Consider the following 23044-nt stretch of genomic DNA (forward strand, 5'->3'; position numbering starts at 1 on the left):
TATTGTACGCGCTTACGGGCCAGCAGACGATGCCCGACGAGCGTGTAATGCACGCTTTGCCAGCGGCATACGCGCCACGCTTGCCAACAGTGCCAGTAGCGTCGTGCCCGCCCCCAGCCAGAGTGTTACCTGGACAGGCCACCCCAACGCCAGCGCTGCACCGACCAAGGCAACGCCGAACGACTGTCCTACCGTGCGGGTGGTACTCATTACCCCAGAAACATTGACGCTGCGCGCCGGCGGCAGGCTACCCATCATTTCGCGGTTATTGGGCGGCTGGAACAGCCCAAAACCAATACCGCATAGCGCGGTGCGCCATAGGCTGCCTGCCACCCCGGTTGACTCGTCGACGAGCGCCAGCGCCACCAAGCCAATGATCAGCAAGCCAAGCCCCGTACTGGAGAGAATGCTGGGATTGATGCGGTCGGCCAAGCGCCCGGCAATGGGGCCAACAAGCATGATCGCCAGCGGCCAGGGAGTGAACAGCCAAGCGGTCTCCAGCGGTGAAAAGCCCATCTGCTCCTGGTAGAAAAACGACAGCGCCACAAACGTAAGGCCCTGGCCTATAAAGGCAAGCCCTGAGGCAGAGACCGCCAGCGTAAAGCGTGGCTCGGCAAACACACTGAGCGGCAGCAATGGATAAGGCGCACGACGCTGGCGCGCAATAAACCCACTACAGGCCAGCACCGCCAGTAACGCCCAGCCACCGCTTTGCCAAATCGGCGCTGCATGACTGACAGCGTCCATGGCGATAAAAAAGCTCGCCAACATCACGATAGAGAGCAGCGCCCCAGCCACATCGAAGCTGCCTTTTCGCGGCTCGTCTTGGGGCAAGGCACGCTTGGCCAACCATAGCGAGCAGAGGCCCAGCGGCACATTCAAGGCAAACAGCCAGGGCCAGTCGGCAAACGATAAGATCACCCCGCTCAGCGTAGGCCCGGCCGCATAACCGCCCGCGACCACCAAGGCACTTAAGCCCAGCGCGCTGCCCAGCAGGCGCGAGGGGAAAATGGCCCGATACAGCGACGGACCGATGGAGAGCGTGGCGGCCGCTCCCAGCCCCTGGAAAGCGCGAAACACCAGCAGCGTTTCCAGGTTACGCGACAGCGCTGCCCCCAGCGCAGCGGCGACAAAGGTGGCCAGCCCGAACAGGTAGAGCCGACGCCGGGTAATCAACTCGCTGACGCCCGCAAATACCAGCAAAAACGCGGCACAGACAACCTGAAAAAGGTTGGTAATCCACACGGCACGGGAGGCCGACACGTTTAAATCTGCGGCGATGGTAGGCAGGGCTAAATTGATCATGGTGGTATCGACCACCGCCATTAACGTGCCGGTCACCAACGCCAGCACGGCCAAGGCACGTTCGGGCCCCGGCAGGCCATCGTCTCCAGGACGGGTTTCAAACAGACGCATAGCGAAGTTCCTAGGCAGGCGTGTTGCTAATCGAAAAAGCTAAACTTTTGTCTTCAAAACTACTTTATCGAAAACAAAGAAACCGGCCTAAGCCGGTTTCATCATGCGCCAAGCAGTCATATCAAAGCGCCGTGCAAGCAAACAAAGCTTGGCTAAAATATTAGCACGCTAATCCTGCTCACTGTCTAACAACAGCGCATCATCCACTTCGGAAATTTCAAGGGCTGTCTCATCGTCCAAATCGATCGCTAAATAGCTATGCTCAACGCGTACAAACTCTTGAAACAGCGCCCAGTCGATTTTATCGGGCCACTGACGCTCATCCTCTTCCCAAGCGCGTAGCTCAGTTTCAAGAATTTCTACGCAACGATCGCGCACAAAGGTTTCCAGCGCCTCTGGGGTATCCATTTCTGGAATCAGATAAATGGTACTTTCACGTTCGACGTCGTCCAGGGTCAGGTCGTCGTCTCCCATGGTGGGTTCCAGCGCGTTGATCCAGTCCACAAAGGGCTGGGTCGGCCTGACGCTCAGTGCGGAGCGATTAAGCAGTTTCATGGGATTCTCCTCGCCGTCGAAACGTTGACCATTATGGGCGCTATAACGCGCCCTTACCAACTTTTCATCCGCTATTGAACGGTTTAACCCACTTCAGGGCGCATCGCCGGGAATAGCAGTACATCGCGAATGGAAGGGCTGTCGGTAAACAGCATCACCAGACGGTCAATACCGATACCTTCACCTGCAGTAGGCGGCATGCCGTACTCTAATGCGCGCACATAATCCGCATCGTAGTACATCGCTTCCAGGTCGCCAGCGTCTTTTTCCGCCGACTGGGCGCGGAAGCGCTCGGCCTGATCTTCAGCGTCGTTGAGCTCCGAGAAACCGTTGGCGATTTCGCGCCCACCGACAAAGAACTCAAAGCGGTCGGTGACGAAGGGGTTGGCGTCGTTACGCCTGGCAAGCGGGCTCACTTCAGCCGGGTACTCGGTGATAAAGGTCGGCTGGTCGAGCTTATGCTCAGCCACCTCTTCAAATATCTCCGTTTGCACCTTACCCAGGCCCCAGCTCTCTTTGACCTTGATGCCCAGTTTCTCAGCGGTTGCCCGCGCCGCCTCCAACGAATCCAAATCGCTGTCGGCAATGCCGTCACCGTGATCAAGAATCGCCTGACGCAGCGTCAAGCGGGTAAACGGTTTGCCGAAATCGTAGCTCGCCCCCTGATACTCGATCACCGCGCTGCCCAGCACTTCCTCCGCCGCGGTGCGCAGCATCGCTTCGGTCATATCGAGCAGGTCGCGATAATCCGCGTACGCCCAGTAGAACTCCACCATAGTGAATTCTGGGTTATGACGCGTGGATAACCCTTCGTTGCGGAAGTTGCGGTTAATCTCAAACACCTTTTCAAAACCACCCACCACCAAACGCTTGAGGTAAAGCTCCGGTGCAATGCGCAGATACATGTCGATATCCAGCGCATTGTGATGCGTAATGAAAGGCCGTGCCGCCGCGCCGCCGGGGATCGGCTGCAGCATCGGCGTTTCCACTTCCATAAAGCCGCGCGCTTCAAAGAAGCGACGCATGGAGCTAATGACCGCCGCGCGGGTTTCAAACACCTTGCGCGACTGCGGATTCATGATCAGATCCACATAGCGCTGACGATAGCGGGCTTCCATATCGGTTAGGCCGTGAAACTTATCCGGCAGCGGGCGCAGGCTCTTGGTTAACAGCTGGGCTTCTTTCATCATCACATACAGATCGCCCTTGCCGGATTTGTGTACCGGCCCACGGGCGGCGACGATGTCACCGATATCCCAGCTTTTAACGTCCTCAAGTACGTCGGCGGGTAGGCCTTTTTTATCCACGTAGAGCTGGATTTGGCCGGCCACATCCTGAATTACAATAAAGGGGCCCCGTTGACGCATCACACGACCTGCCACAGCGGCGTGGTGATCCAGCGCTTCAAGCTCGGCCTTATCTTTATCGCCGAAGGCGTTTTGTAGCTCAACGGTTAAGCTGTCGCGGCGAAAATCGTTGGGAAACGCACTTTTTCCCTGCTCATTGGCACGCTCGCGGCGAGCCGCCAACTTGGTACGGCGCTCGGCGATCAGGTGGTTTTCGTTGTCTGCAGAAGACGCGTCTTGGTTAGCCATGGGGCACCCTGTTCATGTTCAAACGCTAAAAAGATTACAAACCTTGCTTCAAGCTGGCGACGATAAATTGATCAATATCCCCGTCGAGCACTTTATCGCAGTTGCTGGACTGTACGCTGGTGCGCAAATCCTTGATGCGCTGATCGTCAAGCACATAAGAGCGAATCTGACTGCCCCAGCCGATATCCGCCTTGGAGTCCTCGGCCTCCTGCTTGGCGGCGTTGCGCTTCTGCATCTCGTGCTCCCACAGACGCGCCTTCAACTGCTTCATGGCAAAGTCGCGGTTAGCGTGCTGGCTGCGCTGGCCTTGGCAGGCCACGACAATACCGGTCGGCTCGTGGGTAATCCGCACGGCCGAATCGGTGGTGTTTACGTGCTGACCGCCCGCGCCGCTGGAGCGGTAGGTATCAACGCGCAAGTCCGAGGGATTAATCTCTACCTCGAAACTGTCGTCAATTTCCGGTGACAGGAATACCGACGCAAAAGAAGTGTGTCGACGGCCGCCGGAATCGAACGGGCTTTTACGCACAAGACGATGTACACCGGTTTCGGTGCGCAGCCAGCCAAAAGCGTAGTCGCCCTGAATGTGTACCGTCGCCGACTTGATGCCCGCTACTTCCCCCGCCGAGATCTCAGTGATATCGGCTTTGAAGCCGTGGCTCTCCGCCCAGCGCAGATACATGCGCAGCAAAATATTGGCCCAGTCTTGGGCTTCCGTACCACCGGAGCCGGACTGAATATCCAAGTAAGCGTTGTTCTGGTCCATATCACCGGAGAACATGCGCCGAAACTCAAGCTTTTCTAACGCTGCCTGCATAACGTCCAGCTCTTGGCGCACCTCATCGACCGTGCCTTCGTCCTCTTCCATTTCAGCAAGCTCCAACAGATCCCGGCTGTCGCCAAGGCCCTGCTCAAGATCATCAATGGTGGCCACAATGGCTTCGAGGGAGGCGCGCTCTTTACCTAACTTCTGCGCGTAGTCTGGATCGTTCCAGACATTGGGGTCTTCCAGTTCGCGGGTAACCTCTTCTAGCCGATCTTTCTTCTCGGCATAGTCAAAGATACCCCCTAAGAACGTCTGTCCGCTCAGACAGGTCCTTGATCTGGTTGTGAATCGGGTTGGTTTCCAACATGGGATCGCCCTAGCGTTTGCTGTGCCTGATCGTACAGGGTGTATTCATCAGAAAGGCGCATAGTGTAACGAAAGCCGACACGCCCCGCATCCAATGCGCCTTTCTCAAGGCAATAAAAAACCCGGCGGGTGCCGGGTTTCGGTGGAGATTAACGCTGTAAGGGCTCAAAAGCGATAGGTTAACTGCGCGCCAATACCGTGGGCTTCGTTTTTATAATCAGCTGAGTAGTTTGATGTGATGGGCGGCGTGCGCTGACCGGCCACTGTGAAACTGTCGGTTTTGGACTGATCTACCTGGGTGCCACGCTCGGTCAGATAAGAGTACGCTACATCCACGGTCAGGTCTGGTGTGGGGCTCCAGCCAGCACCGATTGAGAAGATACGCCGATCATCCGACGGAATCCGTACACTACGCGTTTCATCCTGGGTTGGGGTAAAGTCAAGTGCAACGCCGGCACGCAAGGCAAGCTGAGGCGTCAATTGATATTCGCCGCCAGTGGAGAAGGCCCAAGCGTTAGAGTAATTCTGCTGCTCGTTAGTGATCTCGCCACGCTCGGTACCGGTGACCAGAATCTGGTCAAATTCGCTCCAGCGCGCCCAGGAAGCACCAAACATCAACTTAAGGTTGTCGCTCATTTGCTGAGTCAGCGAAAAGTTAACCGTTTCAGGCGTGGTTAAATCCAGCGCAGCAGTATCGGTTACGGTGCCGATACCTAGTTGGTCTAGCACAGGCGAGCTTGCAGAGAAGTTGCCCTCCAGGTTGAAATCCACTTTCGAGCGATACGTCAAGCCGAGCGTGGTTTCCGGCACTGGCTGATAGATTACCCCCAGGTTATAGCCCCACGCCTCGTCATCACCTTCAACGCGTGAGTCGACTTCAGTAATAATAGGTGCCCCATTCGGTGCTTGCCCAACGGCAACAGGCACTTGCCGGCGCAGCTCACCCTCTACGCGGTTATACGTAACGCCTACCCCCACGCCCCACTGTTCATTAAAGCGATAGGAGACGGTTGGCTGGGCGGTCATCACCTTGACTTCGGTATAGTTACCCTGATTACGCCCTTGGAAATCGTCTTCATACTCGGTTTTTGAACCAAAAGGCGCATACACCCCAAAACCAAAGGCTAGCTGGTCATTGACCGGCTGCGCGTAAAAGGCAAAAGGCACCAGTGTCCCTGGTACCATATCGCCATCATTGCTTCCAGCTACCGAGCCCAGAGGCAATGCACCTGCTGGAGTTTGCAAAGAACGGCTGGCTGAAGCGTTGTCTATATCTGTTTTTACGTTTAGATAAGTGCCACCCACGGTCACCTGAGCCCGGTCTAAAAACGACATGCCCGCCGGGTTGCCATAGACGATGGTGGCATCATGCACATTCGAGCTACGTCCTGCATGGCCATAACCTTGCCCACTAACGCTCTGCTCATTGATTTGGTACCCGCCTGCATGGGCTTGGCTGGCGAAGGCGGCTGTTATGGCAGCGGCCAGGGTGAGCTTATTAAATTTATTATTCATAGTGGGCCTCTCTTCCCGATGATCCAGTGGATACCGACGATCCACTCTCTTTGTTTTTTACATGACTGTTTTCTCTCAACTGCGCCAAAGGTTCAAGGGCAAACGAGCGTTTTATTTTATTTTTACCTTATACATTAGTCGCACGCTCGTTTTAAATCAGTGTTTTAGTAATTTTGACTGAGATAAGAAGGCACCCTTGACCTATGGGTTACCCATAGGTTCTACACTGATAAAGTGACTATTTAGCTGGGCGGGAGGACAGGTATGAAGGTTAACGAGCTTGCTAAACGCGGCGGCGTCACCGCCGAAACCGTGCGCCACTATGCGCGTGAGCAGCTACTCGTCCCACAGCGGCATCCCGATAACGGCTATCAACTCTTTTCAGATACTGACTTAGAGCGGCTTCGCTTTATCCAGCGGGCACGCAAACTGGGGTTTAGCGTGGCCGAAATTCGCGACATTCTGGGTCACGCCGACCAAGGCGACTCACCCTGCCCCTTGGTGCGTGACCTGCTTGCCAGTCGGCTGCCTCAAATCCGGGCGCGCATTGCCGAACTCGAAGCACTGGCCGAGCGCATGGAGCATGCCCTAGAGAGCTGGCAACACATGCCCGATGGCACGCCTGACGGGCATAGCGTATGCCGCTTAATCGAAAGCTTTCCTGACTCACCGTCTACCAAGGAGACCCCATGAGCGACTCCTCTGGCCGTCACACCCCCTTTTCGATGAGCACCGGCGCTGCCGTGCGGTCCATTCCAGGCATGAGCTGCCAAGGCTGCGTAAAACGCATGCGTGAGGCTATTCAACGCCTCGACCCAAGTGCCGAGGTAACTGGCACGCCTGATGAGAAACGCCTTGAAGTGTTCACAAGCTTGCCTGACCTTGACCTCGACCAGGGGTTAAGCGATGCGGGCTACCCGCCCGTCAAAACGGCAGCAGATGAAACGGCCCGTGGCGGAGCGAGCCAGAATGAAGCGTCTGCAGCGCCTACTCCAGACACTGAAAAAACCGCCAGCGCCCATTCCCATTTGCAAGGGCAAGGCAAGAAACAGCGGCTGGCCATTAGCGGGATGACCTGCGCCAGCTGCGTTAAAAGCGTTCAAAAGGCGCTTGAGCGTACCGAGGGCGTTGATACCGCCAGCGTTAATTTCGGTAGCCACTCAGCGCAGGTGTTTGGCAGTGCTCATACACAGGCATTGATCGCCGCCGTTGAATCGGTGGGCTATGGCGCTGAGCCAATTGTGGACATGCGCGAAGCGGAACGCGTGCGCAGTGAACAGGAGGCCAAGACCTATCAGAAACGGCTTCGCGGCAGTGCCATCTCGTTGGCACTGGCGATTCCCCTTATGGTGAGTATGCTGTTTTTCCACCCTCACCCAATGGGCTTAGGACGTCTCTATTGGCTGGTCATTGGTTTATTAACGCTGGGCATCATGGCCTTTCCTGGGCGCCACTTTTTCGTTAACGCCTGGAAGAGCGTTAAACACCACCAAGCCAATATGGATACGCTCGTCGCGATGGGTACCGGCACCGCCTGGCTTTATTCCATGGTGGTCGTGTTGTTCGCACCTTGGCTGCCGGAAGTTGCTCAGGGCATCTATTTTGAAGCCTCTGCCATGGTGATTGGGCTGATCCTGCTTGGCAATGCCATGGAACTGCGCGCTCGCGGCCGCACCAGCAATGCCTTGAAGCGCTTGCTCGACCTGCAGAGCCACACTGCACGGGTGATTCGCAACGGACACGAGCAGGAGATTGAGATCGATGCCGTGCAGGTGGGCGACCAGATCCGAGTCCGCCCTGGTGAACGCTTACCTGTAGATGGCCAGGTAACCGAAGGCCAAAGCCATATCGACGAGTCGATGCTCACCGGTGAGCCGGTACCTGTAGCAAAACAGGCGGGTGATGACGTCAGCGCGGGCACGGTAAATGGCCGCGGCGGGCTTGTGTATAAAGCAACGCGAATAGGCACCGATACGCGGCTCGGCCAGATTACCGAACAGGTAGCGAGCGCTCAAAACTCGCGCCCTCCGATTGGCGAGCTCGCCGATCAGGTGTCCAGCGTGTTTGTACCCTCGGTGATGATTATTGCCGTCCTCACCGCCTTGGTGTGGTTCAACGTTGGGCCCGCCCCCCAGGTGATTCATATGCTGGTCACGGCGACCACCGTGCTGATCATTGCCTGCCCCTGCGCACTGGGCTTGGCGACGCCGATTTCGACCATGATCGGTGTTGGTAAAGCAGCAGAGCACGGGGTGCTGGTACGCAGCGGCGAGGCGCTGCAAACCGCTAGCAAGCTGACCACGTTAGTCGTCGATAAGACCGGCACGCTCACCCAGGGCAAGCCTAGCGTTACCGATGCGCAACTGTTTGATGTTGAGCAATCCACCGCGCTGGAATGGGTGCACGCGCTTGAGCGCGGCTCCGAGCACCCGCTGGCAGCAGCGTTAATGAATTACGCGGATGAACACAACGCTCTCCCTGCCGAGATTAATGGTTTCGACAGCGTGACCGGTGGCGGGGTAAAAGCCCAAACCGCCGACGGCAAAGCGCTGTTGCTGGGCAATGCGCGCCTGTTAAGCGAAGCCGGCGTGGATCTCAACGCGGGTGAAGAGCAGGCCCGTGCTCTGGAGAAACAGGCCCGCACACTGGTGTACCTAGCGGTGGATGGCAAGCTGGCCGCCCTGTTTGGCATCAGTGACCCGCTTCGCCACGATACCGTGGCCGCGATCAAGCGCCTGCAAAAAGACGGTTTAACCATCGTGATGTTAACCGGGGATAACGAGCACACTGCCAAGGCTATTGCTCAAGAAGTAGGCATCGATGAGTACCGCGCAGGCTTGTTGCCTGAAGATAAGCACGCCGAGATCGAGCGCCGTCAAAAGGCGGGGGAAATCGTTGGCATGGTGGGCGATGGCATCAATGATGCCCCGGCGCTGGCCCGGGCGAGCGTAGGCTTTGCCATTGGCCAGGGCACCGATGTGGCCATTGAGAGCGCAGGTATCACGCTAATGCGCGGTTCGCTGCACGGTGTGGCATCAGCGATAGAGATCAGCCGCGCCACGCTGCGCAATATCAAACAGAACCTGGTGGGCGCGTTTGGCTATAACCTTTTGTGTATTCCTATCGCGGCGGGGGCACTCTATCCGCTGACGGGCACGCTGTTATCGCCAATGATTGCCGGTGCTGCCATGTCGCTCTCCTCCATCACCGTGGTGAGTAATGCCAACCGCTTGCGGCTGTGGAAATCCCCACGTCAGGAGGACGCCTCATGAGCTTACTGATCAACGTGGCAGGCGTGGGTCTCATCGCGTTAATAGTGTGGTGGTTCTGGCTTAGCTGAACGCTATCTAACTCACACCTATATAGCGCCCTGGCTTATGGTTCAGGGCGATAATCAGATTAAGCGTCAACGCCCCTAGTACCGAATAACCCACACGATCCAGCGGTAATTGGGTCAGCGCAATTAGCAAGATAACGCCATCAATCGCCAGTTGAACGTAGCCTGCACGAAAGCCGTGTTTATCCTGCAAGTAGAGCGCGAGAATATTGATGCCACCGAGACTGGTGCGGTGGCGAAACAGCATCAGCATGCCGATCCCCATCAGTGCGCCGCCCATTAACGCAGCGTAGATCGAAGGCACGCTGGCAAACTGCACCCAGCCTTGAGTCAGCTCCGAAAACAGCGAGACCAGGCCGATGGCGGCAAACGTGCGGAGGGTAAAACTCCAGCCCATTCGTTTAACCGCCAAATAGTAAAATGGCAGGTTGATAGCGAAGAAATATACCCCAAAACCCCAACCGGTGAGACTACTGGTCATATAGCTGAGCAGTAGCGCTAAGCCGGCGGTACTGCCGGTGAGTAGCACCGCATGGGTATAAAAAGTCACTCCCAGCGCGACAAAGAACGTGCCCAGCAGCATCGCCATCACATCTTCGTAGGGGCGATGTTGATCTTTGGGTAAATCTTCCACGCGCATAGTGCGTCCTTATTTAAAGGGTGAGTAGATTTTACGATTTGTCGCTCAAATTAGGCTGGCATGCTCGACCATCAACTGGAGCGTCTCACGACCGCGCCAGCGATTACGGTTAAGCTTATAGGCGCAGTGCAGCGTATCGCCCACGTTAAAACCAGGCAGCTCTCCTGGCGTTAAGGCACGAAACCAGATCGCTTTGCAGGTCACCGGGCCCGTGGAAAGCTCCAGCATCAGGTGCGAGCCTTCGGCTCCCACCGGGCGCAACGCCTCGACGATAAAGCGGCCTTCGAACAGCGGCGGGTCAAACTCTCGACCATAGGGCCCAAGCATCTCGATCTCTTGCAAGGTGGTCAGCGAAAGCTGCGCCATTGAAAGTTCGCCATCAGTCCACAGCCGCGGGTAGAGAGTTCGCCCCTCCAACTGCTCGTCTACCGCCTGGAGAAAGGCCGCTTTAAAGACGTCAAGCTGCTCCCGTGGCACGCCTACCCCGGCCGCGCCACTATGGCCGCCAAAGCGTGGCAAAGCCTGGGGCGCAAGCTCAAACGTGCGCTGAAGGGCGTCGCGCAGGTGCAGCCCGTCGATCGAGCGCCCAGACCCTGTCAACATGCCAGGGGCTGCCGCTTGGGTGAGCACCAGTGCCGGTCGGCCATAAGCCTGCACCAACCGCGACGCGACAATACCCTGCACGCCGGGGTGACCATCTTCCAGCAACACCACCACCGCGGGTTCATCGGCCCTCAGGGCGCTCGCCGCCAAGGTGCGCGCCTCGGCAGCCATATCCGCCTCGATGGCTTTGCGCGACTGATTATCCTGGTCCAGTACATCGAGCTGACGATTGGCGACCCCATCGTTCTCGGCCAGCATAAAGTGCAGCGCCGCGTAGGGGTCATCCAGCCGTGAACGGGCATTGATGCGCGGACCCATTTGAAACGCTAACGTCTCAGCGTTAAAGGGCACGCTGTCGGCACCTAGCCTAGTGGCCATGGCGCGCCAGCAGGCGGCGTCCATGCGATTGATCAGTGTTAATCCATGATTAACTACCGCGCGATTGGCGGGGCTACCGCCCAAGGAGACGCAATCCGCGACCGTGCCCAACGCGACGTAAGAGAGCCAGGGCGAAAGCTTGGGCGTCGATTCCGATAGCGCCCCCCACTCAATCAGCACACTGCGGGCAAGCGACATCAATAGCCACGCCACCATGCAGCCAGCGATGGTTTTGTCGGGGTAGTCGCAATCATCCCGGGTAGGATTAACGCAGGCAAATGCTGAGCTTGGCGGCCCCTCCACCGGCAGCGCGTGGTGGTCGCTAACGACCACATCGATACCCGCCGCCTTCAAACGCGCAATACGCGGTTCATCGGAGCTGCCGCAGTCGGCGGTGATGACCAGGGTGGGAAACGGCTTCTGCGCCAGGGTACGCTCTACCAGCGGCAGGCTAATCCCGTAGCCGTCGTGAATACGATGGCCAATCAGGCTATGCAGTTTACCCTCAGGCACGCCGAACAGCTCCACCAACGTGCGCCGGATCACCACATGGGAAGTAATGCCATCCACATCGTAGTCGGTAAGAATACCAATGGCTTCGCCCTCTGCCACCGCCTGGGCGATACGCTCAGCAGCGCGGCGACCATCCGCAAGCTTCTCGGGATGCACTAGGTAGCGCAGGCTAGGCGAAATTAACGGCAACAGCTCGCCGCTGTAGCCGGGTAACCGGGAAGCCAATAGCCGTGCCTGAAGCTCGCTTAACCCTTCTGCCTGGGCACGGGCGTAAAGCGCCTCATCCACTGGACGAGGCTCTAAACGTGGCTCGGTCTTGCTAAACGAAAGTGTGCTAGCGGACAGCGTGTTATGGGGTAGCTCTGCCATCAACGTGTTAACGCCGATGTTCCGCGACATACTGCTGCACGGCGGCAAGCTCGGCAGGCAGCACGGTATAACGCTCTTCACGCTCGATCAAATCTTCCATATGTGGCGGTAGCGGTACGCCCGGGAAACCCGCTTTGACGACCGCTTCCGCAAACTTGGCCGGATGTGCCGTCGCCAGAGTAATCATCGGCGTGGACTGATCGATACGCGCGCGCTCGGCAGCACGATAGCCAGTCGCGGTGTGCGGGTCGAGCATCTCGCCGGTACGCTTATGGGCCTCGCGGATGACTTCCAAAATTGTTGCGTCATCCACGCTGTAGCTGGCGAACTTCTCACGCAGCTTGGCAAGCGGTGCATCCGCCAGAGCCGTTGGCTCCTGTTGGAAGCGCTCAAGCAGCGCTGCCACGGCGAGCCCGTCGCGGTCGTAGGCGTCAAACAGCAGCCGCTCAAAGTTGGACGACACGACAATATCCATAGAGGGCGCCAGGGTGGCCGCCAACTCCTTTTTGGAGAAGTCGTTAGCGGTCAGGGTGCGGTGCAGAATATCGTTCGCATTAGTGGCGATGATGAACTGCTTCACAGGCAGTCCCATCTTGTAAGCCATATAGCCCGCAAACACATTACCGAAATTAGCCGACGGTACGCAGAAGCTCACCTCGCGGTGCGGTGCACCCAACGCAACGCCTGAGGCGACGTAGTACACGATCTGCGCCATGATGCGTGCCCAGTTGATCGAATTCACCGCCACCAGTCGCGTACCGTTCAGGAACGTTTGGTCGGCAAAGCTTGCCTTGACCATCGCCTGGGCGTCGTCGAAATTACCCTCGATGGCAATATTGAAGACGTTATTGGCCAGTACTGAGGTCATTTGACGGCGCTGTACTTCCGAGACCCGGTTGTGAGGATGCAGAATAAAGATATCCAGGTTGTCGCAGTGGCGACAGCCTTCAATCGCCGCGGAGCCGGTATCACCCGAGGTCGCGCCCATAATCACCGCGCGCTCGCCGCGCTTTTTCAGGAAGTGATCTAGCAGGCGACCGAGCAACTGTAGCGCCACGTCTTTAAACGCCAAGGTCGGGCCATGAAACTGCTCGAGCAGGAAGTGATTGGCATCCAATTGCTTAAGCGGCACGACCGCATCGTGATTGAACGTCGCGTAGGCTTCGGTGACGATACTGCGGAACGTCGCATCATCGATCTCGCCATTGACGAACGGCTTCATCACTCGAAAAGCGATCTCCGCGTAGGAGAGCCCGGCCATCTCGGCTAGCTCTTCATGAGAAAACTCAGGCAGTGTTTCCGGCACATACAAGCCGCCGTCGCTGGCCATGCCGGTAAGCACAACTTCTTCAAACGAGAGCGCGGGCGCCTGCCCACGCGTGCTGATATAGCGCATTTGTGCTTACTCCCCTTCGTCCAGGCTTTCCACGCGAATACGCGTTAACGGCCCAGCGATATCGGCCATGGATTCGATTTCACGAATCGCATCGTTCATTTGTTTCTCTTTCGTACGGTGCGTCAGCAGAATGATGGGAACCAGCTCGCCCTCGGTAGCCTCTTTCTGAATTAGCGCTTCGATAGAGATGCCCTGTTCGGCCAGAATCGTAGCTACTCGCGCCAGCACGCCCGGGCGATCTACCGCTAGCAGACGCAGGTAGTAGGCGGTGGTAATGTCTTCCATCGGCATGATGGGCAACTGGCTGACATCTTCATCAATACCGCTGAACGCCAGGTAAGGCACCCGGTAGTGGTGATCGGTAGAGATATCCCTCGCCACATCGAGCAGATCGGCCACGACCGCTGAAGCAGTCGGCTCGGCGCCTGCACCGGCACCGTAATAGAGCGTCGGCCCAACCGCATCGCCCATAATCGCAATGGCATTTTTCACACCATGCACATTGGCCAGCAGGCGCTCTTTGGGAATTAGGGTAGGGTGCACGCGCAGCTCTAGGCCTTGATCGGTGCGTTTGGAGATCCCCAGGTGTTTGATCACATAGCCGAGGTTATCGGCCTGCTCGACATCTTCCGCGGTAATCCGTGAAATACCTTCGGTGAAGGCTCTCTCGAACTGCAGCGGTACGCCATAGGCAATCGAGGCTAGAATCGTCAGCTTGTGGGCAGCGTCAATGCCCTCCACATCAAAGGTGGGATCAGATTCGGCATAACCCAACGCCTGGGCTTCTGCGAGTACATCTTCAAAGGCACGGCCTTCGTCACGCATGTGAGTAAGGATATAGTTGCCGGTGCCGTTGATAATGCCCGCCACCCACTCGATGCGGTTGGCGCCCAGGCCTTCACGCAGCGATTTGATGACCGGAATACCGCCCGCGACTGCGGCTTCAAACGCTACGATAACGCCCTTCTCGTGAGCAGCTTTGAAAATTTCATTGCCGTGCACAGCAATCAGCGCTTTGTTGGCAGTCACCACATGCTTGCCATTGGCGATCGCCGTTAGCACTAATTCGCGGGCGATATCGTAACCGCCAATCAATTCCACCAGGACATCGACATTGGGGTTGGTGGCCACGTCAAACACATCAGAGGTCGCATTGATGCCGGTAATATCGCAGTCAGGATGAATACTGCGATGAGCAACCTGCTCAATCACAATAGGGCGGCCAGCGCGACGCATAATATCGTCAGCGTTACGGGTCAATACGTTGAAGGTGCCGCCACCGACAGTGCCTAAACCACAAATACCTACTCTTACCGGTTTCAAAATACTTCCCCTTTCGTGTCGTGCACCTGACGGTGCGGATCTCAAGACAGTATCTCAGCGTTGTTAGCCGCCTAGTTTAAGCAGCACGCTTGTTTGTTTCAGTTATCATCCAAGCCTAACATGGCGGTGAGCCGTTCGGGGGGCACAAATCCAGGCACTAATTGCCCATCAGGCAAAATAATCGCTGGGGTACCCTGCACTCCCAAAGCTTTGCCAAGCTCATATTGACCGGCGACCGGGTTGTCACAGTCTGCTGCGCTGGCAATGGCATCGCCCTCCTTGGCCTGATTCATCGCTTCGCTGCGGTTATCCGAGCACCATACCTGCTGGAGCGTGGTAGCCGCTTGACTTCCCATGCCAGCGCGTGGAAAGGCCAAGTAATGAACGGCGATGCCGCGCTCATTGAGTTCGGGAATGGTGTCGTGCAAACGCGCGCAGTAGGGGCAGGTGGGGTCGGTAAATACCGTGATGGTCGCTTTGGGTTCATCGGCCCCACGAAAGATTACGCGCTCACTGTCAGGGACGGCGGCCAACGCATCCGCACGCACTTGGTTCTGCTCTTGCTCGGTCAGATTAACCAACCCCTCAGGGGTATTTTCATAAAGGTCACCAACCAAGAAATAGCTGCCATCCGCATTGGTGTAGAAGGATTCTCCACTCTCCAGCTGCACATGGTAGATACCGCTGATTGGCGTCTCTGCCACCGCTTCCACGGGCATCGCCTGACCATTAACGCTAAGCGATTCAGCCAAGCGGTCTGACACTGCATCCGCCTGTACAGCAGCCGGCAATAAGCTACCCGCGATTAGGAACGGAACGACTAAAAAACGGCCTTGACGCATCATCAATTCAACCTCGTGGGTGATGTTCTGCATGTAGCGTTTCCAAGCGCGCTTGGGCCACATGGGTATAAATTTGGGTCGTCGAAAGATCACTATGACCCAGCAGCAATTGTACGACTCGCAAATTGGCCCCATGATTCAATAAATGAGTGGCAAATGCATGGCGCAGCGTGTGCGGTGACAGCGGTCGGTTGATTCCCGCGGTAATGGCATGCACTTTGATGCGGTGCCAAAACGTCTGCCGGGTCATCGCTTTGTCACCCCGCCCGGGAAACAGTGCCGGGCGTGTTGGGTCACTCATTAACGCCAGTCGCGCGGTCTTCATATAGTGGGCCAGCCAATCGGCGGCTTCTTCACCCATCGGCACCAGGCGATCCTTATCGCCTTTACCGCGCACCCTGACTACGTTTTGGCGAAGGTTAACCGCATCCCCGGTTAACCCTACTAGCTCAGAGACTCGCAGGCCGCAGGCGTAAAGCAACTCCAGCATGGCGCGGTCACGCACACCTAACGGCGTCTGTGTATCGGGTGCCAATAGCAGCCGCTCGACCTCATCTTCTTCCAGCGTATTTGGCAAGCCAGGAATTACTCGCGGCAGCTTGATATCAGTGAGCGGGTCGCTCGCCACTTGATTATTTAAACGCCCCCAACGATAGAAGCTACGTAATGTCGACAGCAGCCGGGCATTGCTACGCAGTTGGTAGCCCTGTTCACGGCGGCTAGCAAACCATTCGCTAATGCGTTCCGGTGGCGGCGCCACCAGCGCTTCGCCATGGCTATCCAAATGCGCCTGCCAAGCGGTTAAGTCACGCCGGTAGGCGGCTAACGTATGGTCGCTGGCGCCCTGCTCAAGCCAGAGAGCATCTAAAAATGCATCGATAACGCTCATACGTCAGCAGTCTCCAGCCGTTTTGGATAAGCGGCATAAACATGCATTGAGATAAAAAAACCCCGCCCCGCAAAGCGGTGACGGGGTCTTAGTATCTGGGCGCGACGCGTCAAAAGCACCGCGCACGCCCACAGAAGAGTGGCGTTTAAGCCAGCTTTTCCTTGATACGTGCAGAACGACCGCTGCGCTCGCGCAGGTAGTAAAGCTTGGCTTGACGCACATCACCGCGACGCTTGACTTCGATCGAGTCAACCAGCGGGCTGTAGGTCTGGAAGGTACGCTCGACGCCAACGCCGTGTGAAATTTTACGCACGGTGAACGCGGAGTTCAGGCCACGGTTACGCTTACCGATGACCACACCTTCAAACGCCTGGAGACGCTCGCGAGTGCCTTCCTTTACTTTTACCTGAACGACAATGGTGTCGCCTGGGGCAAAGGCAGGAATTTCTTTGCCCATTTGCTCAGATTCGATCGCCTGGATCACTTTGCTTTTACTGCTCATCATCATACTCCTGAATAACGTGTTGGCTTGACCGCTCAATCATGGGTGGCGGAAGCCGTGATCCCGGCGCTCAAAACGAGCTACGCGGGAGTCGTTATGGGTGACACAGGTGCGTTGGCTATTATCTAAAAACTACTCGCCTTGTCCGCCCTGCACCGCCGCTCTGGTCTACTTAGTTTTAGCTGACAGAGCGTGTTCTTCGATAAACTCGTTCAACAGCTTATGCTGTTCGGCATCTAACGATCGCCCTTCCAGCAGATCTGGACGACGTTGCCATGTACGGCCAAGTGACTGCTTTAACCGCCAACGCTTGATGGCTGCATGATTACCGCTTAACAGCACATCCGGCACTTGGCGCCCGTCAATGACTTCTGGACGGGTGTAGTGCGGGCAGTCTAACAGGCCGTCATTAAACGAGTCTTCGACAGCGGAATCCTGATGGCCCAGCACGCCGGGAATCAGCCTTGCCGCTGCATCGATCAACACCATTGCCGGCAGCTCACCGCCGCTCAGCACATAGTCGCCAATCGACCACTCTTCATCGATGTCACTTTCCACCACGCGTTCATCAATGCCTTCATAGCGTCCTGCCACGACCACTAAAGGGCCGGCGGAAGCCAGTGCTTGAACGCCCTGCTGATCCAGCTTACGCCCCTGGGGCGAAAGGTAGATCACCGTCGGCACTAAGCCGGTGGCTTGCTGCGCCCGTTCCTGGGCTGCAAAGATCGCTGCGCGCAGGGTGTCGACTTTCATCAACATGCCTGGACCACCGCCATAAGGGCGGTCATCGACGCTGCGGTGGCGGTCAGTGGCATAATCCCGCGGATTCCAAAACTCCAGTGCGATACGCTGTTTCTCTACCGCTCGCCCGACCACGCCCTGTTGCGTTAACGCGTCGAACATCTCGGGAAACAACGACACGACACCAATCCACATGGCAGGCGTCACAACCTCATTGCCCATGTCCGGCTCTATCGAGTCAGCCATCCTGTCACTGTTCATCTCGCTCAAAATTCGGGATCCCAATTGACGACCATGCGGCCCTCTTGGGAACTGATTTCGACAATGACATCGTTTGGCAAAAAGGGCAGCAGCCGCTCGCGCTTGTCGATTGCGTCTGAATCACCGCGAACCACCATGACATCGTTGGCGCCGGTTTCAAACAGGTAGCTTACCCGTCCTAAACGCTCGCCGGCCTGAGTGAAGACCGCCATGCCTTCAAGCTCATGCCAATAGTATTCGTCTTCAGCAAGTTGAGGCAGTGCTTCTTTGGGCATCAAAATATCCGTTTGGGCTAATGCCTCCGCCGCACTACGGTCATCGACGCCTTCAAGCTGCACGACTATTCCCTTACCTTGTCGACGCCCCTGAACGATGCTTATACGCTTAAGGATTTCACCCTGGCGCACCCACCATTCTGGGTATTCGAGAATGCTGTCCATTGGGCTGGTGTAGGAGTACACCTTGAGCCAACCTTTCACCCCATAAGGGCTAGTCAGCTTGCCTAGCACCACATGCGTGTCGTCAGTTTGGCTTACTTCAAAACGCGTCATTGACGACCTCAGCTAACCCAGCACTCACTTTCTCAGAGAACCTATTTCTCAGAAAATCTATTCCACAAGCAGGCTTATGCCTGTTTGCGTGCTTCTTTAACCAGCTCAGCAACACGACCAGACAGCTGGGCGCCTTGGCTCTGCCAGTGAACAACGCGGTCTAGGTCAACGCGCAGACGCTCTTCCTGACCACGGGCAACCGGGTTGAAGAAGCCGATACGTTCGATGAAACGACCGTCGCGCGCGTTACGAGAATCTGTAACGGTCAGGTGGTAAAAGGGACGCTTCTTGGCGCCACCACGGGCCAAACGAATGGTAACCATACGATAACTATCCTTCGGTTGAGGTTACGAGAGTGTGTTGTTAGCGCTAACCGCTATCGGAACACTCTTCGTGCTGTTTTCTTGACGCTATGCTTGCGCAAAGCCTGCTTAGCGCCATTACGACCTTCACCGAGACTGTTACCGCTACGTTTTTAACGTATTTTAGGCAACACCCACGCATGAAGAGGCCGCATTCTACGCAAATGCGCTCGGCTTGGAAAGCCTGACAGCCAGAAAACTGATAGGCCGTCAACCTTACCAAGCGCATCAGCACTTTGCGGCGGGCGTGTTAACGCCGAGGTAATCCGCCTGGACCACCCATTCCGCCCATGCCACCGGGGCCGCCCATTCCACCTGGTCCGCCGGGGCCACCGCCACCCATCATGCCTGACATTCCGCGCATCATTTTCTGCATGCCGCCCTTCTGGCCGGCTTTCTTCATCATCTTCTGCATCTGTTTATGCTGCTTGAGCAACCGATTAAGGTCTGGCACTTGCAGGCCAGCACCCGAAGCAATACGACGTTTGCGCGAGCCGTTGATAATATCGGGCTTGCGGCGCTCTTTCGGCGTCATGGAGTTGATCAGCGCTTCTAGCTTGCCCAGCTCTTTCTCAGGGCCGGGACCTTGGGCCATTTCAGCCATCTGACCCATGCCAGGCAGCTTGCCTAGCAAGCCCCCCATGCCACCCATTTTCTTGAGCTGCTGAAGCTGGTCGCGAAAATCTTCTAAATCAAAGCCGTCGCCTTTCTTGACCTTTTTGGCCAACTGCTCGGCTTTGGATTTATCGACAGTGCGCTCGGCTTCCTCGATCAGCGATAGCATGTCGCCCATGCCCAGAATGCGCGAGGCAACCCGGTCTGGGTGGAACGGCTCCAGGGCGTCGACTTTTTCACCGACACCCATAAATTTGATTGGCTTGCCGGTAATGTGACGTACCGACAGCGCCGCACCGCCACGGGCATCACCGTCAGCCTTGGTCAGGATTACCCCGGTCAGCGGCAGCGCTTCGCTAAACGCTTTGGCGGTATTGGCAGCGTCCTGACCGGTCATGGCGTCGACGACAAACAGCGTCTCTTGGGGGGAGACCGCTTTATGCAGCGCCTGAATTTCCGCCATCATCGCTTCATCGATCGCCAAACGACCCGCGGTATCGATCAGCACCACATCGTGGAACTGGATTTTGGCGTGCTTGATGGCTGCTTCGGCAATCGCGACCGGCTGCTGGTCAGAGCGTGAGGGGAAGAAATCCACCTCGACCTCTTTGGCCAGGGTTTCGAGCTGGTCGATCGCCGCCGGGCGATAAACGTCAGCAGACACCACCAATACTTTCTTCTTCTCGCGCTCGCGCAGGTAACGGGCCAGCTTGGCCACAGAGGTGGTTTTACCCACCCCCTGCAGGCCAGCCATCAACACAACGGCGGGAGAGCCTTTAAGTACAAAGCCGTCATTGGCTTCGCCCATAATCGCTTCCAGCTCCTGCTGGACGATTTTGACGAACTGCTGACCCGGCGACAGGCTTTTGGATACTTCCTGCCCAACCGCCCGCTCGCGCACGCGCTCAATGAATTCCTTGATGACCGGCAATGCAACGTCGGCCTCAAGCAGGGCGCGGCGTACCTCGCGCAGGGTATCTTTAATATTGTCGTCGGTCAGGCGAGCCTGACCCTTAATCGACTTTAACGTCTGGGAAAGACGCTCGCTTAGATTCTGAAACATGGGGCCTCTCTGCCTCCGTCACTGCCGTCGGCGCGCACGCCATGAACTGGTTTGGGGCGATTATACGCGCTCACGCCTTGAGTCTCCATGGGGGGGGTATTCAGCGCTCTGGCTATTTTACTGTGTTTGTACTGCTGTGCGACGCCGTTTGGATTCGTTATAGTAGTGGCGTGATTTTTAGTCGTAATTTCGCTTAGTTCGTTAATCTGTTCACTGAACCGCGCTGCAAGGCGCACGGATAGCATCATGCAGGCGCTCCCTTTCGCCACGATTGCTTTTGTTCTTTACGTTGCCGCTGCTATTTGGCAGGGCATGACGTTATTCCGGCGTGTGCCGCCCCGCCAGGGTATGGTACGCCTGCTCGCCGTGCTGGGTTTGTTGCTGCATATTCCCGTCGTGGTCAAATTAGTCGGCCAATCCCCTGGGCTACTGCCTGGCTTTACCACTAGTGCCACCTTGCTGATGGCGGTCGCGGTCAATGTCGTGCTGGTTGCCAGTCTTTTCAAGCCGGTGCTTAACGCCGGGATTGCACTCTTCCCGCTGGCGGGTATTGCGCTACTCGCCGCCACTTGGCTACCCAATCAGGGCGGCCATACCGGACTGACACCGGGCATTTTATTGCATGCGATAAGTTCAGCACTGGCCTTTGCCGTGTTGGCGATTGCCGCCGTTCAAGCCGTACTGGTTGGCCTACAGAACCAAGCGCTGCGCCATCATCACATTCGTGGCATCGTTCAGTCGCTCCCCCCGCTTACAACCATGGAACGAGTACTCTTCGAGTTAGTCTGGGCAGGCATTATTCTGTTGACCCTTTCTATTGCGAGCGGCCTTATTTTTCTGGACAACTTTTTCGCCCAGCACTTGGCACACAAAACCGTGCTCTCGTTGCTGGCGTGGGTGATTTTCACAATCCTGTTGATTGGACGTTATCGCTTTGGCTGGCGCGGTATGCGTGCCGTTCGCTGGACACTCGGTGGCTGCGGCCTGCTCGTGCTGGCCTACTTTGGCAGCAAGTTTGTACTCGAAATCTTACTCAACCGATAGCAGCATAACCGCTTAAGGGCGCAAACCACACCTTTGGTTGTCTTGACACACTACACGCGACCTTCTACAAATCGAGCTTAATACGCCATAAAGGACTTTTCGACTTGAGCGACGACTTCCCTCTGGGATTACTGTTCGGCCTGCTAGCCTTACTAATACTGCTTTCTGCGTTCTTCTCCAGCTCTGAAACCGGCATGATGTCGATCAACCGCTACCGCTTGAGCCATCAGGCCAACAGCGGCGATCGCAGAGCCAAACGGGTCATGCGCCTGCTCACTCGTCCAGACCGCCTGATTGGCGTTATCCTGATCGGCAACAATTTTGTCAATAACTTGGCCGCATCCATTGCCACCATTATTGCTATTCACTTCTTTGGTGATGTCTCGGGGCCGGCCATCTCCACCGCCCTATTGACCATTACCATTCTGATTTTCGCTGAAGTAACGCCGAAAACTTATGCAGCCATCAAGCCTGAGCGGATCGCCTACCCCACCTCTTACGCGCTAGAGCCACTGCTGAAACTGCTCTACCCGTTGGTCTGGTTAGTTAATGTTATGTCTAACGGTCTGCTTAGGCTGGTTGGCGTTAAAAGCGTGGATAACGGCGGTGACAGCCTAACCCGTGATGAATTGCGTACGGTGGTTCACGAAGCGGGCACGTTAATTCCTTACCGGCACCGCGCCATGCTGCTGTCGATTCTTGACCTTGAGAACGTGACCGTCAACGACATCATGGTGCCCCGCCACGAGGTATTGGGTATTGATCTGGATGATTCGCTTGAAGATATCTTGACCCAGATTCGTACCAGCCAGCACACCCGTTTACCTGTCTACAAAGGCGATATCAACAATATTATTGGCATGCTGCATTTGCGCAACGCGGCACGCTTCCTCTCCCGGGACGAAGTCACCAAAGCGTCCATCGTACAGGAAGCCCGTGAGCCCTATTTCATTCCCGAGTCGACGCCGCTGCATACCCAACTGCTCAATTTTCAAAAGCAGAAACGGCGCATTGGCATTGTGGTGGATGAGTATGGCGATGTTGAGGGTTTGGTCACGCTGGAAGATATTCTCGAAGAGATCGTTGGCGAGTTCACCACCGACGTCTCTGAAGATGAAGAGATTCACCAGCAGGACGATGGCAGCCACGTCATCGAAGGCACTGCCAACATCCGCGAAATTAATAAGATGCTTGGCTGGCAGTTACCTACCGATGGCCCCAAAACGCTCAATGGTTTAATTCTGGAGCACCTTGAGGCCTTCCCTGAAGGCCCTGCGTGCCTACAGATCGATAACATGCGCATGGAGATTTTAGAGATTCGCGATAATCTCATTACCTCGGCGCGCTGCTGGCAAAAGCTGCGGACACCACGCCGTTAAGCGGCGATAAAGGCGAAGGATTA

Annotated in this window: 20 protein-coding genes; 4 read left to right on the plus strand and 16 right to left on the minus strand. The window is 56.5% G+C overall.

Annotated elements, in window-relative coordinates:
- Window positions 1–12 precede the first annotated feature (12 nt).
- The 5 genes from ACUN8H_RS04880 to ACUN8H_RS04900 all read right to left on the minus strand — a co-directional run bounded on the left by ACUN8H_RS04880 (window position 13) and on the right by ACUN8H_RS04900 (window position 6213).
- Window positions 13–1416, minus strand: coding sequence for an MFS transporter (locus ACUN8H_RS04880; RefSeq protein ID WP_445531012.1), 1404 nt, complete (start codon window positions 1414–1416; stop codon window positions 13–15).
- Window positions 1417–1584: 168 nt separating this feature from the next.
- Entirely contained in the window at window positions 1585–1971 is a 387-nt protein-coding gene (locus ACUN8H_RS04885) for a hypothetical protein (protein WP_445531013.1), read from the minus strand.
- An 83-nt stretch (window positions 1972–2054) separates the two neighbouring features.
- Window positions 2055–3566, minus strand: coding sequence for a lysine--tRNA ligase (gene lysS / locus ACUN8H_RS04890; RefSeq protein WP_445531014.1), 1512 nt, complete (start codon window positions 3564–3566; stop codon window positions 2055–2057).
- 34 nt (window positions 3567–3600) lie between these two features.
- Window positions 3601–4699 (minus strand): peptide chain release factor 2 gene (prfB, locus tag ACUN8H_RS04895; RefSeq protein WP_445531015.1). Its coding sequence is split into 2 segments (ribosomal slippage): window positions 3601–4623 and window positions 4625–4699, totalling 1098 coding nucleotides; the frame shifts between segments, so codons are not numbered across the junction.
- A 164-nt stretch (window positions 4700–4863) separates the two neighbouring features.
- A complete protein-coding gene (locus ACUN8H_RS04900) occupies window positions 4864–6213 on the minus strand; it encodes an OmpP1/FadL family transporter (protein WP_445531016.1) in 1350 nt (449 codons plus the stop codon).
- A gap of 264 nt (window positions 6214–6477) precedes the next feature.
- Between ACUN8H_RS04900 and ACUN8H_RS04905 the strand changes: the two genes are divergently transcribed.
- Window positions 6478–6906, plus strand: coding sequence for a MerR family transcriptional regulator (locus ACUN8H_RS04905; protein WP_445531017.1), 429 nt, complete (start codon window positions 6478–6480; stop codon window positions 6904–6906).
- Window positions 6903–9485, plus strand: a complete 2583-nt coding sequence (locus ACUN8H_RS04910) for a heavy metal translocating P-type ATPase (protein WP_445531018.1) — start codon at window positions 6903–6905, stop codon at window positions 9483–9485. The genes ACUN8H_RS04905 and ACUN8H_RS04910 overlap by 4 nt, the downstream gene beginning before the upstream one ends.
- Before the next feature lie 75 nt (window positions 9486–9560).
- Here the strand turns inward: ACUN8H_RS04910 and ACUN8H_RS04915 are convergent, their stop codons facing one another.
- The 11 genes from ACUN8H_RS04915 to ffh all read right to left on the minus strand — a co-directional run bounded on the left by ACUN8H_RS04915 (window position 9561) and on the right by ffh (window position 20598).
- Window positions 9561–10190 carry a YitT family protein gene (locus tag ACUN8H_RS04915; RefSeq protein ID WP_295712356.1) on the minus strand — a complete coding sequence of 210 codons (630 nt, stop codon included), beginning with the start codon at window positions 10188–10190 and terminating at the stop codon, window positions 9561–9563.
- Window positions 10191–10235: 45 nt separating this feature from the next.
- Window positions 10236–12053 carry a single-stranded-DNA-specific exonuclease RecJ gene (locus ACUN8H_RS04920; RefSeq protein WP_445531083.1) on the minus strand — a complete coding sequence of 606 codons (1818 nt, stop codon included), beginning with the start codon at window positions 12051–12053 and terminating at the stop codon, window positions 10236–10238.
- A 7-nt stretch (window positions 12054–12060) separates the two neighbouring features.
- Window positions 12061–13449, minus strand: coding sequence for a threonine synthase (gene thrC, locus ACUN8H_RS04925; protein ID WP_445531019.1), 1389 nt, complete (start codon window positions 13447–13449; stop codon window positions 12061–12063).
- Between the two features lie 6 nt (window positions 13450–13455).
- A complete protein-coding gene (locus ACUN8H_RS04930) occupies window positions 13456–14772 on the minus strand; it encodes a homoserine dehydrogenase (RefSeq protein ID WP_445531020.1) in 1317 nt (438 codons plus the stop codon).
- A gap of 98 nt (window positions 14773–14870) precedes the next feature.
- The gene (locus tag ACUN8H_RS04935; protein ID WP_445531021.1) at window positions 14871–15647 is read right to left on the minus strand and encodes a DsbC family protein; all 777 of its coding nucleotides are present in this window, start codon (window positions 15645–15647) and stop codon (window positions 14871–14873) included.
- Window positions 15622–16503, minus strand: coding sequence for a site-specific tyrosine recombinase XerD (gene xerD / locus ACUN8H_RS04940; RefSeq protein ID WP_445531022.1), 882 nt, complete (start codon window positions 16501–16503; stop codon window positions 15622–15624). The genes ACUN8H_RS04935 and xerD overlap by 26 nt, the downstream gene beginning before the upstream one ends.
- A 145-nt stretch (window positions 16504–16648) precedes the next feature.
- Window positions 16649–17005: a 50S ribosomal protein L19 gene (gene rplS / locus ACUN8H_RS04945; protein ID WP_008958726.1), complete on the minus strand. Its 357-nt coding sequence runs from the start codon at window positions 17003–17005 to the stop codon at window positions 16649–16651.
- A gap of 168 nt (window positions 17006–17173) precedes the next feature.
- Window positions 17174–17941 (minus strand): tRNA (guanosine(37)-N1)-methyltransferase TrmD, encoded by a 768-nt coding sequence (trmD, locus tag ACUN8H_RS04950; RefSeq protein WP_445531084.1) that lies wholly within the window; start codon window positions 17939–17941, stop codon window positions 17174–17176.
- Between the two features lie 71 nt (window positions 17942–18012).
- Window positions 18013–18558 carry a ribosome maturation factor RimM gene (rimM, locus tag ACUN8H_RS04955; protein ID WP_445531023.1) on the minus strand — a complete coding sequence of 182 codons (546 nt, stop codon included), beginning with the start codon at window positions 18556–18558 and terminating at the stop codon, window positions 18013–18015.
- Window positions 18559–18632: 74 nt separating this feature from the next.
- On the minus strand, window positions 18633–18881 hold the full coding sequence (gene rpsP, locus ACUN8H_RS04960) for a 30S ribosomal protein S16 (protein ID WP_007111767.1): 249 nt from the start codon (window positions 18879–18881) through the stop codon (window positions 18633–18635).
- 289 nt (window positions 18882–19170) lie between these two features.
- Window positions 19171–20598 carry a signal recognition particle protein gene (ffh, locus tag ACUN8H_RS04965; protein WP_445531024.1) on the minus strand — a complete coding sequence of 476 codons (1428 nt, stop codon included), beginning with the start codon at window positions 20596–20598 and terminating at the stop codon, window positions 19171–19173.
- A gap of 246 nt (window positions 20599–20844) precedes the next feature.
- On the opposite strand from ffh, the gene ACUN8H_RS04970 reads away from it, so the two are divergent.
- Together ACUN8H_RS04970 and ACUN8H_RS04975 are read left to right on the plus strand one after the other, a co-directional pair.
- Window positions 20845–21642: a cytochrome C assembly family protein gene (locus ACUN8H_RS04970; RefSeq protein WP_445531025.1), complete on the plus strand. Its 798-nt coding sequence runs from the start codon at window positions 20845–20847 to the stop codon at window positions 21640–21642.
- A 104-nt stretch (window positions 21643–21746) separates the two neighbouring features.
- Entirely contained in the window at window positions 21747–23021 is a 1275-nt protein-coding gene (locus tag ACUN8H_RS04975; RefSeq protein ID WP_445531026.1) for an HlyC/CorC family transporter, read from the plus strand.
- Window positions 23022–23044 lie beyond the last annotated feature (23 nt).

The sequence above is a fragment of the Vreelandella sp. V005 genome (assembly GCF_052645115.1).